17 protein-coding genes are annotated in these 19,451 nt (G+C 64.9%); 6 read left to right on the top strand and 11 right to left on the bottom strand.

Annotated features, from left to right (window positions below; translation table 11 throughout):
• Window positions 1–100: 100 nt before the first annotated feature.
• The 4 genes from ACLEQD_RS14270 to ACLEQD_RS14285 form a co-directional block, all read right to left on the bottom strand.
• A complete protein-coding gene (locus tag ACLEQD_RS14270; protein WP_410384417.1) occupies window positions 101–637 on the bottom strand; it encodes a DUF421 domain-containing protein in 537 nt (178 codons plus the stop codon).
• 148 nt (window positions 638–785) lie between these two features.
• Complete coding sequence (locus tag ACLEQD_RS14275) at window positions 786–2,126, bottom strand: FAD-dependent oxidoreductase (RefSeq protein WP_410384419.1); 1,341 nt, start codon at window positions 2,124–2,126, stop codon at window positions 786–788.
• A 12-nt stretch (window positions 2,127–2,138) separates the two neighbouring features.
• On the bottom strand, window positions 2,139–3,680 hold the full coding sequence (locus ACLEQD_RS14280) for a DUF6798 domain-containing protein (protein ID WP_410384421.1): 1,542 nt from the start codon (window positions 3,678–3,680) through the stop codon (window positions 2,139–2,141).
• 37 nt (window positions 3,681–3,717) lie between these two features.
• A complete protein-coding gene (locus ACLEQD_RS14285; RefSeq protein WP_410384423.1) occupies window positions 3,718–5,319 on the bottom strand; it encodes an LLM class flavin-dependent oxidoreductase in 1,602 nt (533 codons plus the stop codon).
• A gap of 28 nt (window positions 5,320–5,347) precedes the next feature.
• Between ACLEQD_RS14285 and ACLEQD_RS14290 the strand changes: the two genes are divergently transcribed.
• Window positions 5,348–6,379, top strand: a complete 1,032-nt coding sequence (locus tag ACLEQD_RS14290) for a type III polyketide synthase (protein WP_410384425.1) — start codon at window positions 5,348–5,350, stop codon at window positions 6,377–6,379.
• Window positions 6,380–6,531: 152 nt separating this feature from the next.
• On the top strand, window positions 6,532–8,274 hold the full coding sequence (locus tag ACLEQD_RS14295; protein ID WP_410384427.1) for an ATP-binding cassette domain-containing protein: 1,743 nt from the start codon (window positions 6,532–6,534) through the stop codon (window positions 8,272–8,274).
• A gap of 42 nt (window positions 8,275–8,316) precedes the next feature.
• Here ACLEQD_RS14295 and ACLEQD_RS14300 read toward each other — a convergent pair whose 3' ends face one another.
• The 6 genes from ACLEQD_RS14300 to ACLEQD_RS14325 all read right to left on the bottom strand — a co-directional run bounded on the left by ACLEQD_RS14300 (window position 8,317) and on the right by ACLEQD_RS14325 (window position 13,332).
• Window positions 8,317–8,964 carry a hypothetical protein gene (locus ACLEQD_RS14300; protein WP_410384429.1) on the bottom strand — a complete coding sequence of 216 codons (648 nt, stop codon included), beginning with the start codon at window positions 8,962–8,964 and terminating at the stop codon, window positions 8,317–8,319.
• Window positions 8,965–9,049: 85 nt separating this feature from the next.
• A complete protein-coding gene (locus ACLEQD_RS14305) occupies window positions 9,050–9,961 on the bottom strand; it encodes a hypothetical protein (RefSeq protein ID WP_410384431.1) in 912 nt (303 codons plus the stop codon).
• A 41-nt stretch (window positions 9,962–10,002) separates the two neighbouring features.
• A complete protein-coding gene (locus ACLEQD_RS14310; RefSeq protein ID WP_410384433.1) occupies window positions 10,003–10,155 on the bottom strand; it encodes a hypothetical protein in 153 nt (50 codons plus the stop codon).
• A 127-nt stretch (window positions 10,156–10,282) separates the two neighbouring features.
• Window positions 10,283–11,134: an aldo/keto reductase gene (locus ACLEQD_RS14315; RefSeq protein ID WP_410384435.1), complete on the bottom strand. Its 852-nt coding sequence runs from the start codon at window positions 11,132–11,134 to the stop codon at window positions 10,283–10,285.
• Between the two features lie 20 nt (window positions 11,135–11,154).
• Window positions 11,155–12,147 (bottom strand): radical SAM protein, encoded by a 993-nt coding sequence (locus ACLEQD_RS14320; RefSeq protein WP_410384437.1) that lies wholly within the window; start codon window positions 12,145–12,147, stop codon window positions 11,155–11,157.
• Window positions 12,148–13,332 (bottom strand): JmjC domain-containing protein, encoded by a 1,185-nt coding sequence (locus ACLEQD_RS14325; protein ID WP_410384439.1) that lies wholly within the window; start codon window positions 13,330–13,332, stop codon window positions 12,148–12,150.
• Window positions 13,333–13,456: 124 nt separating this feature from the next.
• Here ACLEQD_RS14325 and ACLEQD_RS14330 point away from each other — a divergent pair, with 124 nt between their 5' ends.
• The 3 genes from ACLEQD_RS14330 (at window position 13,457) to ACLEQD_RS14340 (ending at window position 17,897) form a co-directional block, all read left to right on the top strand.
• Window positions 13,457–15,112 carry a nucleotide disphospho-sugar-binding domain-containing protein gene (locus ACLEQD_RS14330; protein WP_410384441.1) on the top strand — a complete coding sequence of 552 codons (1,656 nt, stop codon included), beginning with the start codon at window positions 13,457–13,459 and terminating at the stop codon, window positions 15,110–15,112.
• Between the two features lie 92 nt (window positions 15,113–15,204).
• Complete coding sequence (locus ACLEQD_RS14335) at window positions 15,205–16,650, top strand: NAD(P)/FAD-dependent oxidoreductase (protein WP_410384442.1); 1,446 nt, start codon at window positions 15,205–15,207, stop codon at window positions 16,648–16,650.
• 5 nt (window positions 16,651–16,655) lie between these two features.
• Entirely contained in the window at window positions 16,656–17,897 is a 1,242-nt protein-coding gene (locus ACLEQD_RS14340) for a hypothetical protein (protein WP_410384444.1), read from the top strand.
• Here ACLEQD_RS14340 and ACLEQD_RS14345 read toward each other — a convergent pair.
• Window positions 17,888–18,343, bottom strand: a complete 456-nt coding sequence (locus tag ACLEQD_RS14345; protein ID WP_410384446.1) for a MaoC family dehydratase — start codon at window positions 18,341–18,343, stop codon at window positions 17,888–17,890. The two genes, ACLEQD_RS14340 and ACLEQD_RS14345, sit on opposite strands and share 10 nt — an antisense overlap.
• A gap of 70 nt (window positions 18,344–18,413) precedes the next feature.
• On the opposite strand from ACLEQD_RS14345, the gene ACLEQD_RS14350 reads away from it, so the two are divergent.
• Window positions 18,414–19,262, top strand: a complete 849-nt coding sequence (locus ACLEQD_RS14350) for a radical SAM protein (protein WP_410384448.1) — start codon at window positions 18,414–18,416, stop codon at window positions 19,260–19,262.
• The last annotated feature ends 189 nt before the right edge of the window (window positions 19,263–19,451 follow it).

Raw genomic sequence — 19,451 nt, forward strand, 5'->3', positions numbered from 1 at the left:
CCGGCGGCCAGGCCGCGGCCGGACGAGTCCGCCGGCCCCACCGAAGACGGCAGGGACGCCTCCCCGCCCGCCCACCACTGAAGCGCGCAGGCGCCCGGGCTCAATGGGCGGGGGGCTGCTCGGACGGCGGGGCCCAGACGCCGGACAGCGTCCGGGGATGGCCGGGCGTGCCGGACCCGCGCAGCACGGACAGGGAGCCATCCGTCTCCAGCACGACGGCCTCCACCTCCTCCAGCCGGTCCACGTCATGTTGCCGCAGGACCGCGCGCACCTCGCCCTCCACGAGCCGGGCCCGCCGCAGGGCCTGGGGCAGCAAGCGGCCCCGGTGGACGAGCAACACGGGCTCGGACTTCATCAGCGTGTTGAAGCCGGGCCAGCGCACCGACGTCCAGGTGACGAGGAACTGGAGGCCGATGAGCACCGCGAACGCCACCAGGCCCTCGGCCAGGGACACGTCCCGGGACAGCAGCACCGTGGCCAGGGTCGAGCCCAGCGCCACCGTCACCACCAGATCGAAGGCGTTGAGCTTGGAGAGGGTGCGCGGCCCGGAGAGGCGCAGCATCAGCACCAGCGCCACGTAGGCCGCCGTGCCCACGCACAGCACGCGGACCAGGTCATATCCGCTGTCGAAGAACATGCATTTCCCTCCAGGGGCCGGGCCGCCGCCCGCTGATGTGGATGCCCCCGGGGCTCGCCGGGCTGGCCCCCGCGGCCTCGCGCGCGTGACAGGGGGCCATGGCCAAGCTGGCCATTTTTCCAGCGGAGGGAAGGGGGGACTGCATCCTTCATGCACCGAGCCCATAGCGCTTCCGGAACTTGCTCCAGGACACCAGCTGCGTCTGCCGCCAGAGTTCCTCCGCCACGCGGGGCTGTACCCGGATGGCGGCGAACTCGGGTGGAATGGGGCGGTCGCTCGACGGGAACCGGCTGCTCACTCTTTCCTTGAGTTCTCTTGCGACCTTGGGCGCCAGCGTCAGCTTGGTGGGCCAGGCAAAGACGGCATTCTGGAGGCCGAAGTCCTCGATCCGGTCTCGTCTGTCCGCCCAATGTTTGGCCGAGGGCTCGGCCTTGGTGGCCTCATAGGTTCCCCATCGCAGGCCGTTGGGGCTCCGGAACCACTGGGGTGAGAGTTTCTTCAGCGAGTCGATGACCCGGGGGAGCCACCAGCGTGCATCGAGGCGCCCCGAATCGAACTCATCGCGAAGCCTGGGGCTTCGGTCGTCGGACACGAGCCATACCCGTTGCGCCCCCTCATCCCTCACTCCGATGAACAATCCTCCAATGTCGGGAAACACCCCCGACACCCTGGGGAGGCTCGCCGCGGAGCCGGAGATGATCAGCATGTGGCTCATCCGGAGGGTCTGACAGCTTCCCAGACGTGGATCCGCGTCGCGCTGGGCCTCGGCGACCGTCCGGGCAAGATGGATGTTTCCGGCCCCTCCCGCGAACAGGATCATCTTCGGAGAGACATGGACCTTTCCTCGCTCCGTGAGGATGGAAAGGCTGGAGATCCGCCAGCCGGCGCTTCCCCCGTCGACCAGCTCGATGTCATCGATGCCAGAGACTTTCGTCAGCCTGGCCTCCAGCCCCCGGGAGAGATACCGCATCAGCGAGCCACCATTCAGGGTCGCCTCGGGAGTCCAGACTCCGACTTTCACGACACCATGGGCCAACGTGGCCGGCACGGTTGCCTCGGAGAAGGGAAGCTTCATCTTGCGCCATATCTCCAGCCGGCGCTGCATCGCTGGCGCGTCCGCGAAGCCAAAGAATGAGCGCCGGGACTCGATCTCGATGCGCCCGGACTCGATGAGTGGACGCCAGAGCGCGTCCGAGTCCGAGAGCCTCTCGATGAGGGGCGCTGTCTCGTAGATGTGGCCTCGATGGATATACACATGGGAGTGACAGGTCTGCCCTCCCCCGATGGTGCCTCGCTCCACGCCGAGGACCTGATAGCCGGCGGAGGCGAGCTCTCGCACGGCGCACATCCCCAGGACGCCGCAGCCCACGACCAGGACGTCGATGGGAATGGCAGGAGCTGCTCCGGAAGCCGCGGAGGCAACCCGAATCGTGGAACAACCCAGGGTGGCGGCGAGGGCCTTGATGATCTGTCGTCGTGAGAAGAGCATATGCGCCACTGACTATTCCGAGGCAAAGGCAAACACCGCGTAGCGGCCATCCCGATACTCTTCCCGAAGATTCAGGCAGGACACCCGCGTGTCGGTGGAGAAGACAAAGTGGGTGACCGCATAGCGCTCCACGAGCCCTGCCGCTTGCCGACAGATGGACTCTCCCTGCGCCCCCTCCAGGGCGCGGGCGGCTTGGATCCGCGCATACCATTCCACCACCTCGGCGTCGCGATAGGGATGCGACTTCCAGTCCACGAAGGTACGTGCCCCCGTCTCCAGTCGGAACCGCTGCATGCTGGTGGGGATGACGAACAGCTCGGCCTCGGAGCTTCTCTCGCGCACCCACGCCATCATCCCGAGCGCCGGCGCCTGCTCGTACTCCCGGAAGGCCTGCCGCATGGCCCGCGCCCCGTACAGCACCGCGCCTGAAGCCCCCAAGGCGCTCACCGCGACCAGCAGTCGCGCCTGGGTGCCGCGGATGAAATCCGCCGCGACACACCGTCCCACGATGAGGGCCACCGACAGCGGCACCAGGAAGACGGAGACCCTCCACGGGAAGGCCAGCGCCAACGTGCGGCTGTGCGTCACCACCTGCGCCAGGGTGAGCAGGGTCGCGACGGTGGCCAATGCCAGTAGCGGCAGCCCCATGCGGCTCTTGCGCGCGATGAAAAGACCGGCCAGGACGAGGGGCAGCTGGAGCCACATGCTGGGGTGCACCCAGTGCGCGGGAAGCGCGTGGTGCTCGATTCGGATATCGGTGAGAATCTCCTGGGCTCGCGCGAAGGTCTCCGGGTCGGAGGGCTGGAAGCGAACGAACAGGCTCACCGCGATGGTGCCCAGGAGCGGAAATCCCACGAGCCAGGGCGGCAGAGCCTGCCTGAAGGACGCCCGCGCCCCCTGCGCCCGCGACTCCTTCCAGTGCACCCCCCCATAGACGGCAACCAGGGTGGCGGCCGTGAGCCCGTAGCTCGAATGCATCGCGGCCGCGGCCACGGCAAGGAGGACCGCCAGCACGTCTCGTCTCCGAAGGAAGGCCGCCAACGAGGCAAAGACAAGCACGCCGAAGAGGCTGGGCTGGAAGGCGAAGCCCAACACATACTGATTCGCCAGCCCGGCCTGCAGGTACCAGCCCCAATCCTCCCCCGTCGCCCATTGCGTGAACGCCCGGAACAGCGCCGAGTGAAGGAGGATGGCCAGCCCCATGAACGTCACGCCCTTCGCGCTCAGGACCGCGAAACCATGGACGGCGGAGACGATGCGACACAGCCAGATCAGGTAGGCCCCGAGCAGCACCCCATGCGCGAGATGGAAGATGGAAGGCGGGGCGAGACGTCCCAGCACGCAGGTGAGCCCGCCAAAGAGCGGAAACGGATCGACGGTTCCCGCCAGCCAGTCCTTCCGCAAGGCGCCATCCCCGGCACACGCCAGCCCATGCAGCAGATAGGTGTTGGCATTGCCATGAAAGCCGGGAAACTTCGTATAGGCGAATGCGAACGCAAGCGTCGCGACTGGCAGGACGAGCCAAGCGGGAAACGAACGATGCTCGCACGGCATGACGGACTCCCTGGATACAACCTGCGGCTGTTCCCTGCTACCTGGCCAGGGAGCGGGTCGGCCGCTCCAGACCGAAGTGCTCCCGGAACGTGCTCCCCTGATAGTCCTCGCGAAAGAGACCGCGCCGCTGCAGCTCGGGCACTACCCCCTCGAGGAACAGGTCCAGCCCTCCGGGCAGATAGGGAGGGCAGATGTTGAACCCGTCGGCGGCCTCATTCACGAACCATTCCTCGATGCGGTCGGCAATCTGACCTGCGCTCCCAACCACCAGGAGGTGCCCCCTCGCGGCAGCCGCGAAGAAATGGAAGAGATCCCCGAGCGTGAGCGCTGCTCGGCCACAGGCCTGCCGGGCAAGCTCGATGTACGGCCTCACGGCACTGGCGCCCGTGAGCGCGGGCAGCCCTGCCACGGGGTCATCCGGCGAACACGGTCCCAGCTCCACGCCCATCCATCTGGAGAGGCGGCGCGAGTCGAACTCGAACGGCAGCAGCTCGCAGAGCCGGCGGTACGTATTCCTCGCCTCGGCCTCCGTCGCTCCGACAATGGGCACGAGCCCCGGCATCACATGCAGCTCATGCGCCTGGCGTCCGTGCCTCACCAGCCGGCTCTTGATGTCCGCGTAGAACCGCCTGGCCTCTTCGAACACGCTCTGCCCGGTGAAGACCACGTTGGAGAACCTCGCACAGAACTCATGGCTCCGCTCGGAGGTTCCCGCCGAGACCAGTGGCACCTGTCCCTGGGGAGGGCGTGCGACGTTGAGAGGCCCCTCCACGACGAAATGGTCGCCCTCGTGGTGGATGGCATGCACCTTGTCATCGTCAACGAAGCGGCCTGTCGCCTTGTCGCGCACGAGCGCATCGTCCTCCCAGGAGTCCCAGAGGCGCATGACGACCTGGACGAACTCTTCGGCACGAGCATAACGAAGCGCATTCTCCCCGTGTCCGTCCCTGCCGAAATTCCGAGCGGCTCGCGCGTCCCCCCCGGTCACGACATTCCAGGCCGCTCGCCCCCCACTGAGGTGGTCAAGCGATGCCGTCATCCTCGCAATGTGATAGGGTTCGCAGTAGGTCGTATTGGCGGTCACGACCAGCCCCATCTTCTCCGTCACCGCAGCCACGTTGGCCAACATCGTGAACGGCTCCAGCCTCACCATCTGGGATGGAAATTGCGACTGCATCTCCGTCCCCGAGGACAGCAGATCCCCCAGGAAGAAGAAGTCGAATCTGGCTCGCTCGAGCTTGCGCGCGATTTGCTGGAGGAAGCGCGCATCGAACGCGCCATCACTTCGCGCCTCCGGCAGTCGCCATCCGGCCGGATGATAGCCAGCCGCGAAGAGGAAGAGCCCCAGATGGAGTTGACGCGGCTGACGGCTCATTTCAATCATGGAAACCACAGGAACCAGGGGAAGGCAAGCACTCCCTGCGCCGCCCTCCAGGGCTCCATCGGAGCAGCCGGCGATGCAAGGCATTCCGACAGGACGCCCTCTCTTCAGCCGAGCTGAATCTTTACTCTGCGTGAAGCCCGGCCTCAAAAAGCCCTGCTCACAGCCTGAATAACCATAAAGCAGGATCTCCGGCCATCCCGAGAACCGTTGAAAGTTACTGACAGGGCCGCCGGCCCCGCCGTAGAATGCCAACATGACACACTCAGCCCTCCCGTCACCGCGAGTGCGCCTGATTCGAACGACCGTTCCGTCGCAGCGCTATTCCCAAGCCGAGCTGGGACGTCAGCTCGCGCGGGGGAATGCGAAGATTGAAAAGCTGTTTGAGAATAGCCATATCCGGTATCGCAATCTCATGCTGCCAGTGCATGAAGACGGGTCGTTCTCGGAAGAGACACCTGAGCAGCTCAATGCACGCCACCGCGCGGGCTGTCTGCTGCTTGGTGCCGAGGCGGTGCGGAAGGTGCTGCGCGATGAAGGCATCTCAGCGCGCGACGTGGGTTTCCTGATTTGCGTCACGACCACCGGCTACCTGTGTCCGGGGCTGTCCGCGCTCTTCGTGGAGAAACTGGGGTTCAGAAGCGACGTCCGGCGCCTGGACATCGTCGGGATGGGGTGCAACGCCGCCCTCAACGCCCTGCAGAATGCCTGCACCTATGCCATGGCGCATCCTGGCCAGAATGTCCTTATGCTGTGCGTGGAGATGTGCTCGGCCGCGTATGTCCATACAGGCACCATGGGGAACGCCGTCGTCAATTCCCTTTTCGGAGACGGTGCCGCGGCCATGCTCGTAAGAGCCAATCAGGCTGATGGCACCGCGGGCATGCCAGAAGTGCTCGACTTCTCTTCTCTCACCCTCTCCGACGCCATCCACGGGATGCGCTTCGAGCATGAGGCGGGCAAGCTCTCGTTTGTCATTGAGCGTGAAATCCCCGAGCTGATTGGAGCGAACTGCGACAAGCCGGTGACGACCCTCCTGGCCCGGAACGGGCTCAAGCATGAAGACATCCGCCACTGGGTGATTCACTCGGGAGGAAAGAAGGTCATCGACAGCGCGAAGCGCGCGCTTGGCCTCTCCGACCACGACGTGCGGCACACGTTGCACATCCTTGAGAACTTCGGGAACCTGTCATCCGGGGCATGTCTCTTCTCGCTCGCGAGGCTCCTGGAGGAAGGGTCCGCGCGGCCCGGAGATTATGGCGTCCTGATGGCCATGGGACCCGGCATTGCCGTCGAGACGGCGCTGTTGAGGTGGTAGCGGGCGCCCACCCGGCGCCGCTTGCCACTCAGCTTCGACCCTTCATGAAGATTATCTCAACCGTCCCTCAAGCGGGCTCCTCCGACGAGCCATCCACACCGGCTGCGCCAGAGCCGGGCATCGACCCTGGAGGCATTGGGGGCCCGTACCGCATGCTGTGGCACTTCGCCGCGGGCGCACGCCTCCAGTACGCGGCGGCATTGCTGCTCCTCACCGGCGCGACCGTGAGCCGGCTCGGCATTCCATTGCTGGCCGGGATGGCCATCAATACCATTCAGGCCTGGGACGCCAGCAGCTTCAGGAAGGCTGGCCAGTTGGTCGCCGCCATCCTGGGGGTCGAGCTGCTCGCGTGGGTGATGCATGGTCCGGGCCGGATCCTCGAGCGCAACGTGGCGCTCAAGGTCCGGGCATCGGCGGCGGATGCGCTCTACGGCAAGCTCAGCAGCCTGCCGCTGAGCTGGCATGGAGCACACCCCTCCGGGGAAGTTCAGCACCGAGTACAGCAGTCCACGCGTGCGCTGTTCGACCTGACGCAATCCCAGTTTGTCTACCTGCAGAATGGAATCAACCTGGCCGGTCCGCTGCTCGCGCTGACGATGATCTCCAGCACCCTGGGGGCGCTGGCCCTTGCCGGCTACCTGGTGCTCGGCGTTCTCGTGATGCGCTTCGACCGCGTGCTCATGCGGCTGGCGGCGCGAGAGAACATGGCGGAGCGCCAGTATGCCGCGGGGCTGCTCGGCTTCCTCGGCAACATCTCCACCGTCCTCTGCCTGCGGCTCGCCAGCACCTCGCGCGCGGCATTGGGCAGACGCATGGATGCGCTGCTCGCGCCCCTGTCCAGGAGCATCGTTCTCAATGAGGCCAAGTGGTGCGCGGTCGACCTGCTCAGCGTCGGTCTGACCTGGTCGCTGGTCGCGCTCTGTACGTGGCAGGCACTTAACGGGCGGCCTGGGGGCCCTGCCCTCATGCTTGGCGGCGCCTTCATGGTCCACCAGTATGCCCAGCAGGCGTCGGGCGTCATCAACACCCTGGCGGACAAGCTCCAGAGCTTCGCGCGGCTCAAGACGGACATCGCGAGCGCCGACCCCATCTGGAGAGCAGAACGCCGCCCCGAGCCCATTGCGCGGGTGCGCCCGGACTGGCGACAGATCGAGGTGCGCAACCTGCGACTCCCCCATGCCGGCACGGACACCCTGCGCATCAAGCAGCTTTCGCTGATGATGCGCAGAGGTGAGCGCATCGCGCTCGTCGGCCCCAGCGGCTCCGGAAAGAGCACGCTGCTTCGCCTGCTCGCGGGCCTGCATGAACCGCAACCCGGCACCTGTACCTATGTCGTCGACGGAGAGGTCCCCATCGGAGTGCAAAGCCTCGAGTCGGTGACCACGCTGATCCCCCAGGAGGCGCAGGTCTTCGAGGAAACCTTCCGCGAGAACCTGACGTGTCATGTCGCATGCCCCCCCGCTGTCCTTGAGCGAGCCATCCACCTGGCCGCGCTCGACACCGTGATCGCGTCAATGCCCGAAGGGCTTGAGACCCCGCTGTCCGAGCGCGGAGGCAGCCTGTCCGGCGGTCAGCGTCAGCGGCTCGCGCTCGCGCGGGGAATCCTGGCCGCCGAAGGCCGGGCGGGCGCTCCCTGCTCCCTGCTCCTGCTCGACGAGCCGACGAGCGCCCTGGACCCGACCACCGAGCGGATCGTCCTGTCCCGGCTCAACGAGCACCTGCCCGAGACCTGTATCATCGCCTCCGTCCACCGGATGAGCGCCCTGCCCTTCTTCGACAAGGTCGTGCTCCTGGCCAATGGGAGCATCGTCGATGTCGGGACGCCCATGGAGCTCACCTCCCGCCAGGGACTCTTCCAGGAAATGATACATGCCCCGCTGGATGAGGCCGCCTGACGCGCCGCCGCGGAGCAGGCGCGCACCGCGAACAGGTGCCGCTCAGCGCAACGCGGAGTCAATCAGGAAGCGCCAGTCCTCGCTGTCGAGCACGTCCGAGGCGGGAACGCGCTTCACGTCCTCCCGAGCAATCCTTTCCGGGCGGGCCCTGGGGCGCGTCGGGACGGCGGGACTCTCCAGGTGAAAGTCGTTGGACGGCAGCGAGCACGCCTGGGGTCTGGACGCCCACCAGTTGATGAAGAATGCGACGCGAGGCCATCGGCTGGGCTCTCCGGGCTGGACTCCGTGCAGCAGCTCTCCGGAGAAGATCGCGAAGCGTGCGGGCTTCGGGAAGACGCCCACCACGTGCTCCGACATCTCCCGGTTCTTCGGGCGGGCCCCTGTAATCAACGTCGGGCCTCCCACCTCGCTGAGGTACAGGATGCTGCTGAGCAGCGGGCTCACCACTTCGCTGCGCACGGCCTCGTCGCGATCAAAGTGGAAGGCAAATCCCGTGTTCGCTGGCTGGATGCGTGCCCAATACTCCGCGCCCACGCACTCACCACCGGGCCGCGCCAGCGGGTGCAGGGCATGGATCACCTGCTCGAAGAAACTCACCGGCGGTACATCCAGGTCGCACCACATGAGCTTCTTCTGGATGCTCGACGCCCGCACGTGGTCCCGCAGCCGCCCCGTCAACGACTTCGACAACACGCCATCATAGACGCGAACATCCTGGAGGCCGGGCGCTATGAGAGGAATCACATCCAATCCTTGTCGGGACGCGAATTCCGCATCAGCTGGGAGCCGCGGCCACCCGCAGTCCCGCCTGCATGTGATTCAGCAGCACCGGGTCGATGTCTCCTCCCCAGTGCGGCGTCGGGTTGACATCAATGGCGAAGACCCGCCCTTCATCATCGGCGTTGAGGTCAATCGATCCGTAATCCAGCCCGGACGTCTTCGCGACGGTCACCGCCGTGCGCAAGACGGCCCGGAGTTCCTCCGGCAACTTCAGGCTCTTGGGGCCACTGACGAATTCGGTGGTGACCAGGTAGTTGCGCCTGTCACTGGCCACTTTCAGCCGTCTCACCGGCTGTGACGACCGCCCCGTGAAGAGGACGACACGTTCACCGATAAACTGGACCCGGAAGAACTCGCCGGAGCTGTTGTCGACGTATCGCTCGATGAACAGGTCCTTGTTGGACCACCACTCCGCCGGAACGTCCTTGCGGAGCATGACGGGATAGTCTCCATCCTCGAACCCGGGGAGAGACTGGTAGTCTGGCAGGCCATAAGCCAGACGCTCTGCTTCGGAGAGAGCACGCTCGACGCGTCCAAACGCGTTCAGGTTGCTCTTGACCATCACCCGGTCTTCCGGCTGCCCCGGGCCCAGCATCGTCGAGGGGAGTCCCGCCTCCAGGTTGCGCTTTTGCACCTCGCTCTTCGCGATGCTTGCCACCCTCCCGTTCCAGCAGCGGTACCCGGCGGCCTCAAGCCGGTCCAGGAGCTCGGGGCGGTTGCGAGGCATCCGCCCCGGCTCGGTCAAATTGACGTGAAACATCACGTCTGAGGGGGCCGGGCTCAACGCCAGGATTCGGCTGAACAGCGAGTCAACGGTGTCATCGACTCCCAGGCGGATGAGATGCGCATTGGGAACCAGCTTCGGCAACAACCATCGTTCCCAAGCCCGAAACTCGATGACGACCAAGGCCCAGCCTCCAGGTCGCGAGTATTGACTCGCGCGTGATCCTACTGCCCGTCGTTCACCATATCAAAATTGATACCGGTGGAGATCTTCGGGTAGACACCCACGATGCGATCCGTGCCGCTCGCAATCGGGGCCGGCAGCTGCTCGATGACGTCCCGCTTGACGACAAGCTTCTTGATGATCTTCTCGCTCATGATTGTGCTCCGCCTTGGCTTGGGTTCGACTTATTCCCCTTTTACGGGGAAGGGGCAGCCTACAAATGCTGTCTCCAGCCGTCAATGCTTTTCTCGTCAAGTGTCAACGACACACAATGCCGGAGACTCAGGCGGGTCGTCCTGTGGCTGGTTGCCATTCAGGCAGGCTCCGGGTCAACCGCTCCATGTCCTCGGACGTCAGCGTCCATCCGCCCGCGTTGGCATTGTCCTCGACATGAGCGAGCTGTGTGGTCTTGGGAATGGTAAAGACATTCGAGTGGCGCATCAGCCACACCAGCACCACCTGTCTCACGCTGACCCCATACTCGCGAGCCAGCTCCTCGATCACCAGGCCCGCCGGGCTCGTGGGCTCGGGGAACCGGCCATCCCCGAACGGGGTGTGCGCGACCACGGCGATTTCGTTCGCCGCGCACAGCGGGATCAACGAACGCTCGATGGCGCGAAAGTGAGGGTGATACATGACCTGATTGCAGGCAATTCGTCGCGGCCCGGCAATGCGCAACGCCTCTTCCAGCTTCCTGACGTTGAAGTTGCTCACCCCCCAGGCGCGGATCTTGCCGGCGCGGACAAGCTCCTCCAGGGCGCTGATGGTCTCTTCCAGCGGGTGCTCTCCATACGAGTGGAGAAGATAGAGATCCAGGTAGGACGTCTTCAGGCGACGCAGGGAGCCCTCGCAGGCGGCCAGGGTTCCCTGTCGCGTGGCGTTCTTCGCAAGCACCTTGGAGACCAGGTACACGCTTGAGCGAAGGCTCGACGAGCCGCCAATGACCTCGGCGACCAGCGCCTCGACCTGTCCATCGCCATAGAGCTCCGCCGTGTCGATATGGGACATGCCCAGCTCGATCCCTCGACGGAGAACGGCGAGCGCAGTGTCCCGCTCCACCAGCTCCAGCTCCCAGGTTCCCTGTCCGACGACGGGCACCTCGATGCCAGTCCAGCCAAAGCGACGCCGCTTCATTGCATTGTCAGGCGACCCGCTCATCCCCGCGCGGCCCCAACCCCGGCATCCTGCTGCGTCCCCCGACCGAAGCGATGGATCAGGCTATGCCCCGCCTTGATCCAGTCATCAATGCCCTTCACGGCATCCAACGTCGAGCGCACGAAAGGGTCCTCCCGCATGTTCGTGCAGCGCTCCCACAGCACCTCGGGTGGCGCCTCCATGAGGTTTCCCACGGAGAAATCGTAAGCCGGCATCGCCTGGACGCCCCCATCCGGCTGGATGTACCAGCAGCCGTAGCCAGAGATGAGGTCCTTGTTGCCGGTCGTCTCGACCTTCAGCGAAGCGGGCGCGAGCTTCTGCAGGTTCGCGGTGAACCCGGGGTCGTCCATGGACGATATCTGCTCGTCCGACAGGAAGCCCGTGGAGAGAAAGGGCTCCTGGAGGGCACGCCCCGTCGCGCAGACCGCACCGAAGCGCGCGAAGTTCAACTTGGGGAACCGGGGAGCGATCTCCGTGAGGAATGGGGGCAGCATGTCAAAGGTCTCACGCGTGACGGTGCAGTCGAGTCCGAGTGAGGTCTCCTTGTCGGCGAACCGGTCCAACCGCTCGAGCGCCGACATGGCGCGAGCGAAGCTGCCCGCCCGCCGGCGGATCCGGTCATGGCTCTCCGGCGTGGGCCCATCCAGGCTCACGTGGATCCGCGAGAAAAGCCCCTGGGCCTTCCTCGCCGCTTCTTCGGTCATTCCCCAGCCGCTGGTGAACAGATTCACCTTCGTCCCGGCTTCCTTCAACCGCCGAGCGATGTCGAAGAGGGCCGGCACGGAAAGGGGTTCTCCTCCGGAGAATGACAGGCTGCGCAGCTGCATCGACACCAGCACGTCCACCAGCTTGTTCATCTTCTCTGGGGGAAGCACCTTGGACGGACGATCCCCGGACTCTGAATGACAGTGCAGACAGAGCAACGGGCACCCATACGTACACAGCCATACCATCCGTCGCGAATACTGCATCGTCCCTCCTGACGAACCCATTCACTCACCTGAAGCGGCCTGGACAGCCATTTCCTCTAGCACGCCGAGATCGATCAGGTCATTGAGCAGATTGTGGACCTCCGCCATTTTCAGCCCGCTCGCGACGGCCAGCGCCGCGGACCGGGTGAAGGGGTGTTTGAAGGCAACCCATGCGCGAAGAACCGGGGCCAGGGCCTCATCCATGGGAAGGGGCTCCTCCAGCACGCCTGGCACCACCAGCTGGGTCTGTCCCTGGTGAACCGTGACCTCCCTCTGCCTGGACCGCTCGCTCCAACGAAAATGCCGCGAATCCCCCGAGAGCATCGCCTCCAGCGGCGTCAGCTCCTCCAGCGCTTGGTGAGCAGCCCGGACGATCTTCGCGAAGTCCTCGTCAGTCCGTGAGCGCGCGGCGCCCGCATAGGGCAGGTTATCACAATAGCGGCGGAGCGCGGGGTCCCGGTGCAGCCGCGCCACGAGCGCCGCCCCCAGGGCACTGGCCCACGTCTGCCCCTTCACGACGACGTTGAGACTGAAGGTCTCCGTGAGCGAGGTCACCTCGTGCCAATGGCCCCGAGGGAGGAACATCACCGTGCCGGCGGTCGCACAAACCTCCTTCACCCGACCCGGCTCGAAGTCCAGAGGCAGGTCGGGTTGCTCGGCGAAGACTTCCTCCTGGAAACCGGAGAGGTCTCCATTCAGGTGCCGCTTCGGGTGATAGCTCCGCAGCGGGTTGCGAATGTGCCGGTTCTCCTCCATTCGCCACAACTTCTCTCCCTTGAGGAGGATTTGAAAGTTGATGTCATGGTCGTAATGGCGCGAGGAGACACCTCCCGGCATCCCGGCGAAGACCTCAAGGTAGAGTTGCCACGGGGCGACGCCGAGGTCCCGCGCCAACTCCTGGAACAGCTTGCTCACCTCTGGCAGCACCTGCTCGACATGCGTGATGTAGAGGTTGTAGCCAGACTCCAGGAAGTCTCGCGCTGACGACGGCGGAACGGACGAACGAAACTGGTTGGGTCCGAACAGGGCAACTGGACGTTTCAACTTCGGCAGGAGAGCCCCGATGTCCTGCAGCCCATCCATCGCGAGGAGCAATTCGAGGCAGGGCGCACCGGCCTTCGCCAACCAGGGCACCTCGGGGCACCAATGCTCCTCCATGAAGCGCTCGACCGGGAGGGGGGCCACGAGCGACTCAAGCCGAATCATCAATATCTACCTTCATGCATCCAGGCGGAGAATCATTCCAAAGACCCAAAGCGCAGCAAGCCACGACTAAGCTAGATTCCGCTGTCTGCCAAGTCAAATCCACGAGGCAGCCAGGCATGGAGCCGTGCGCCTGCCGGGCGCGACGCAAAGCGCAGCGAGGCTGGAATTCGACCGTCTGGGCCGACGCATTGGTGTGACATCGCGGGGGGGGCACCGTGAGTGTGGCAGGATCGCGACACACAGTCTGCCCATCAAATGGCTTGAGCGCATTCCGGGAACGCAGGTAAAGAACGCATTCGACGATGCTCGGCGGAATGCGCCCCTTTCTTGTGCGATTCAGGAAACCCCACATCGCAGGTTGCAAAGGCTCACGATGACTCTCCAGGATTCGCCATCCATTCTCATCGCCATGTCAAGCTCGACAGGCCATGTTAACGGCTCGCTGGGCGTGGCGGATCGGCTTCGCACCGCCGGCTACAAAGTCATCTATCTTGGTTCGTCGAAGATCGAGGCGACCGTCGTGCGCCAGGGGTTCGACTTTCGTTACGCGCCATATCTGGAATCCATCCCAGTCCCGTTCGGGTTCCGCCACCGCCCGGCCTGGCCGACGCAGGGCCTCTTCCGCTATCTGAGCGAGACCCGCGCGAAGTCGACCCAGGCCCGGCGCGACGTCCAGAAGCTCCTCCAGGACCTGCCCGAGTACTCGCGACAGGTGGATGAGCTGATCCAGGACACCCGGCCAAGCCTGTTGATCTTCTCCCCGTTCGTCCTCCTCTTCTACATCCTCTTCCACAAACACGGGATTCCCGCCGCGACGCTCAGTACCAAGCCCCTGCTCGACAAGGATCCTCTGGTTCCTCCCTACCTCGCTCATCACATCCCCGACGACTCCGTCCAGTCCCGGGCAAGGGTCGAGTTCGAGTGGCTCTGGTGCGCCGCGAAGTATCGCCTCTGGGAAATGTACGAGCAGCTCATGTCGGGCATGAGCTACCGGGGGCTGGCCGCGGCGATGGCGAAGCCGTGCTCGTTTCCCATCGAGTCGGAGTGGGCGACCCGTCCGGTGCTCTTCGATCTGAAGTTCCGCTCACTCCCCGAGCTGGTGCTTCACGCAAGAGAGCTGGACCTTCCCCGCAAGAAGCCCCTCTCCAAGCAGGTCCACTACCTGGGCCCCAACGTGCACATCCAGCGGCGGGATGACACCTTCGCCTGGGAGGAGATCGCGCCTCGGGGGAAGCTCATCTACTGCTCGTTCAGCACGGTGCTCCATCCGAAGGCCATCGCGACCCATACGCGCTTCTTCCGGGAGCTGCTGCGCGCCATGGCCGGGCGCCCGGAGGATACCCTCATCCTCTCATTGGGTCCGGCGCTCTCGCGAGAGGCATTGTCTCCGATCCCGGGAAACGTCCATGTCTTTCCAAGGGTCCCCCAGCTCGAGGTCCTTGAGAAGGCCGACCTCTTCATCACCCACGGCGGCTCCAACAGCGTGAAGGAGGCGATCTCCGTGGGCGTCCCGATGCTGGTGTATCCGGGACGCGCGGACCAGCCCGGACTCAGCGCTCGGGTCGTCCGCCTGGGCCTGGGCGAGCGCGGCGACGTGCATCTCGCGACGGCAGCGGATATCGCCAGGCTGATGGACCGTGTCCTCGGGGAGCCCAAGTACCGCGCCGAGCTCGCGAAGGCCCAGGACATCGTCCGCGCCTATGATGCTCGCAACACCACGGCCGAAACCATCCGCCAGCTGATCGCGTCCCGGCAGGGGCCCTCGCCCCAGGCCCCTTGAGCTCCTGCCGGCACGAGCCGCGGCGTGCCCCCTTCAAGCAACGCACTCGAAGTCAAACCCTTGCCAGCCCCATCCCCGAGAGAAAAGCCAACGTGAAGCAAGAACACTTCGATATCGTCGTCATCGGAGGGGGGCCGGGCGGCTCGACCTTGGCCACCTTCGTCGCCCAGGCGGGCTACCGGGTCCTCCTGCTGGAGCGGGAGACGTTCCCCCGCTATCAGATTGGAGAGTCCCTGCTGCCGCCGACGATTGGCATCTGCCACCGGCTCGGTCTTGGAGAAGCGCTTGAAGGGGCTGGCTTCACCCCCAAGAATGGCGGCGTGTGGTATTGGGGCTCGGACGACGTGCCCGGCTGGGGCTTCGACTTCAGCGAACTGCCCAAGGCGCCCCTCTATGGCAGCGCATGGGCGTACCAGGTCGAGCGCAGCAAGTTCGACACACTGCTGCTTCAAAATGCCCGGGCCAAGGGCGTCGTCGTTCGAGAGCGGCACAAGGTCATCGACCTCATCGAAGACGAGGGGGGGCGCGTGGTCGGAGTGCGCTACGAGGACGACCAGGGCGCCGTCGGGACCGCGCTCGCGCGCTTCGTCGCGGATGCCGGCGGGCACACCAGCGTGTTCCATCGTCAGGTCGGCGAGCGCGTCTTCGCGGATCGATTCCGCAACCTCGCCCTCCATTGCTACTACGAAGGAGGCAAGCGCCTCCCGCCGCCGCAGTCCGGCAGCATCTTGAATGTGTCCTTCGACAAGGGCTGGTTCTGGTACATCCCCCTGGCTCCCAACCTCACGAGCATCGGAGCGGTCATCTCCACGAACGATGCGCCGCTGCTGAGAGTGGGGCTCGAAGAGGCCATGAACTCGTTCATCGAGTCGTGTCCCCTCATCAAACACTATCTGGGTGATACGCCTCGCGTGACCACGGGCCCTTATGGACAGTACCGCGTCCGCCGGGACTGGTCTTACTCGAACACGCGCTTCTGGAAGCCCGGCATGGTCTTGATTGGCGACGCAGCCTGCTTCGTCGACCCGCTCTTCTCCTCCGGGGTTCATCTCGCGACCTACTCCGCCTTCCTGGCGTCCCGGACGATCTTGACGACGCTCGAAAACCCGGGGCTGGAGCAACGGGCGTTCCAGGCCTTCGAGACCGCGTATCGCAAGGAATACCGCCACTTCTTCGACTACCTCTCGTTTTTCTACGACACGCATCACGACAAGGAGGCCTACTTCCGCCAGGCGCGGGATGTCCTTGGAACGGCCGAGTCCGCCAAGCAGGCGTTCGTGCGCCTCGTGGGAGGGTTCAGCACGAATACCTCGGAGCCCCGGCCCCCTCCCGCCATCCTGCAGCAACCTCTTGGGGTCCCGGGCAGCAAACCCGCCAGCGCTTCGAGGGTCGTTGACTCGTCTCCAGGCAACCAGGATGTCGCGCGCACCCTCCAGCAAGGCGGCCCGGACCAGCCCCTCACCGAGGCCTTGTATGGATTGTTTCCGTCGAGCGATGGGCTCCGCTGGGTCGACGCGGGTGCCGGGAGGGCCCACTAGTCACCATGCGCCCCATCAGTGAGCTTGCCGACGCCATCCATCAGCAATGGAAGGAGCGGAACTACGCGCTGGAGGTCTTCCCCGAGGTCGCGGCGGAAGGACTCACCCGGGCGTGTCTGCCCGAGCAGCTGAAACCCAGGGACATCCTCGACTGGCTTGAGAACGTCGGTGAGAACTACCTTCCCAGGCAGGCCGACCTGTCGAACAGCTTCGGAGAGCCCGCGGTCACCCTGTGGCGGGGCGAGCGCTTCTTCGTGGATGCGTTGTTCTGGACCACGGGAACGACGTCCATCCATCAGCATGGGTTCTTGGGGGCCTTCCAGGTACTTGCCGGGTCCAGTCTTCACACCGAGTTCGACTTCGAGACCCACGAATCCATTGGGAGCTTCATCCGGAAGGGAGCCCTGAACGCCAGGGCGGTGCGGGTCCTCGAGCGAGGAGCGGTTCACCCCATCCACACCGGGGACAAGCTGATCCACTCGCTCTTCCACCTCGACGTGCCGTCGGTCACGATCGTCGTCCGCACGCCATCCGCCCAGGTGGGGACGCCCCAGTTCAACTACCACCGTCCGGGAATCGCCATCAGTCCGCCACGGGGGCTGCAGTGGCTCACCAAGATGACCCAGGGGCTCATCCTCCTGCAGACGATGGGCGACGAGGACTTCGGCCGCCGCGCCGCGGGAGTGCTCGCGCGGTTGGATCTGGAGAGCGCCGTCACCCTGCTGTTCGAGTTGTTCTGGAAGACGCGCGATGGGGCCCGCTTTCAAGAGATTCTACGCAACGGGCTCGCCGCGCATCGGCCGCTGGCTTCCTTCCTGGAGGAGGTCTTCCTCTGCCTGCGGCGCGACACTTCGATCACGACGATGCGCTCCAAGGTCCTGAATCCGGACCACCGGTTCCTGCTCGCCTTGCTGCTGAACGTCGACAGAAGAGAGACCGTGCTCGAGCTCGTCCGTCAGCGCACTCGCAGTCCCGAGCCGGTGCTGGCCATCTGCGACATGCTGCGGGAGCTGAGCGAGGGGGACAGCCAAGGGAGCCTCGGAGTCACCTTCGACGAGACGACGCTTGCCGTCCTGGAGCAGTTGCTGCGGGGACGCTCCCCTGCGGAGGCACTCCATGCGCTCGAACACACCTATGGACCCGAGGCCGTCGCGTCTTCGCGCGAGGATCTCCTGGCGCTGTGCGAGGCCCTGCGAACATCCACACTCTTCGGCCGGCTGCTGGGCCCGGCCCCGTCCTACCGGTAGGCGATGGAGATGGCCTCCGCGACCACTGCTGGCCTGGCGCAGCCATCTATCTCGATGGTTGCCCCCATCACCAGCCTCAGTCCCCCCGCGACCCACTCCGTCGCCCGCAGGGCCAGACGCAACCTCACCCGATCTCCAACGTGAATCGGATGAATGAACCTCACCTTGTTGTAGCCAGCATTCACGCTCCGGGCTCGCTCCTTGAGCGAGTAGATGGACCAGGAGAGCGGCGCGATGAGCGCCAGGCTGAAGTTCCCGTGCGCGACCGTCCGACCTCCGTCCAGCTCACGCCTGGCACGTTCAGCATCGACGTGAATCCACTGGTCGTCGCCGGTTGCTCGCGCGAACAGGTCGATTCTATCCTGGTCCACGTCCAACCACGCACTCACGCCCAGCTCGCGCCCCACATACGAAGGCATCTCATCCAACCGCTCGACCTCGATCACGTCCCCTCCGGATTGAGTCCTCGGACCCAATGCATTCGCGCATCAGACGAACCCATGGACACATGCCTTGATGCTCACGCCCTATCCTAACCGCGACCCCAAAGTGATTGAAATCCGCAGCTTGGAACTCCATGTCGCTCATGGCTGCAACTTCACCTGCGTGAGCTGCTCTCACTATTCGAATCAAGGACACCGGGGACTGCTCTCTCTTGAGGATGCGGAGCAGTGGATGAAGCCGTGGAGCCAGCGTCTGCGGCCGGTTCACTTCAGGCTGCTGGGAGGAGAACCCGCGCTCCATCCCAGGCTCGGTGACATTCTTCTATTGGCCCGTCGCTACTGGCCGCACTCCAAGCTATGGCTGACGTCGAACGGGTTTCTGCTGCACCGGCATCCGGAGCTCCCGCGGATCCTTCAGGAAACCCAGACGCGTCTGTGCGTCTCCGTCCATGACGACTCGGACTCGTACAACAAGAAGTTCGAGGGCGTGCGACGGCTTCTGGAGGATTGGAGCGCGCGCCACCCCTTCGGGTACGAATACAGGGATTCCTATCAATTCTGGACGCGCCGATACAAGGGATTCGGCTCCAGCATGGAGCCTTTCGAGGACGGCAACCCCCGTTCGAGCTGGGAGAACTGTCCAGCACGGTATTGCGCCCAGCTGTTCAACGGTGCGGTCTGGAAGTGCGCTCCCCTCGCCTACCTTGGCATGCAGGACAAGAAGTATGGGCTTTCAGAAAAGTGGCAGCCCTACCTGTCGTATACGGGGCTCGAGGCCGGGTGCACGGAAGCGGAGTTGAAGGCTTTCGTGACGGAGGAAGACAATCCCTGTTGCGGAATGTGCCCGGCGAATCCCGAGCGCTTCAAGAAGCCGGACCCGCAGATTCCCAACGCGAAGCTTCAGCGGGCCGATCCGCAGTGACTGCGCTCGAGCGCGCGGACCGGCAGACCCAGGGGGGCCGTTAAGCTCACCCCAGGGTCTGCTTCAGCTTCGCCAGCAGGTTGAGCGCGTCCAGCGGGGTCATCCGGTCGATGCTCGCGGCGCGGAGCAGCTCCAGCACCTCCGCGTGCGCGGCAGGCACGGGCGGCGCGGCCACGGCGGCCGGCGGCG

Origin of the sequence: Corallococcus sp. 4LFB (assembly GCF_046520365.1) — a bacterium.
Classification (GTDB): domain Bacteria; phylum Myxococcota; class Myxococcia; order Myxococcales; family Myxococcaceae; genus Corallococcus; species Corallococcus caeni.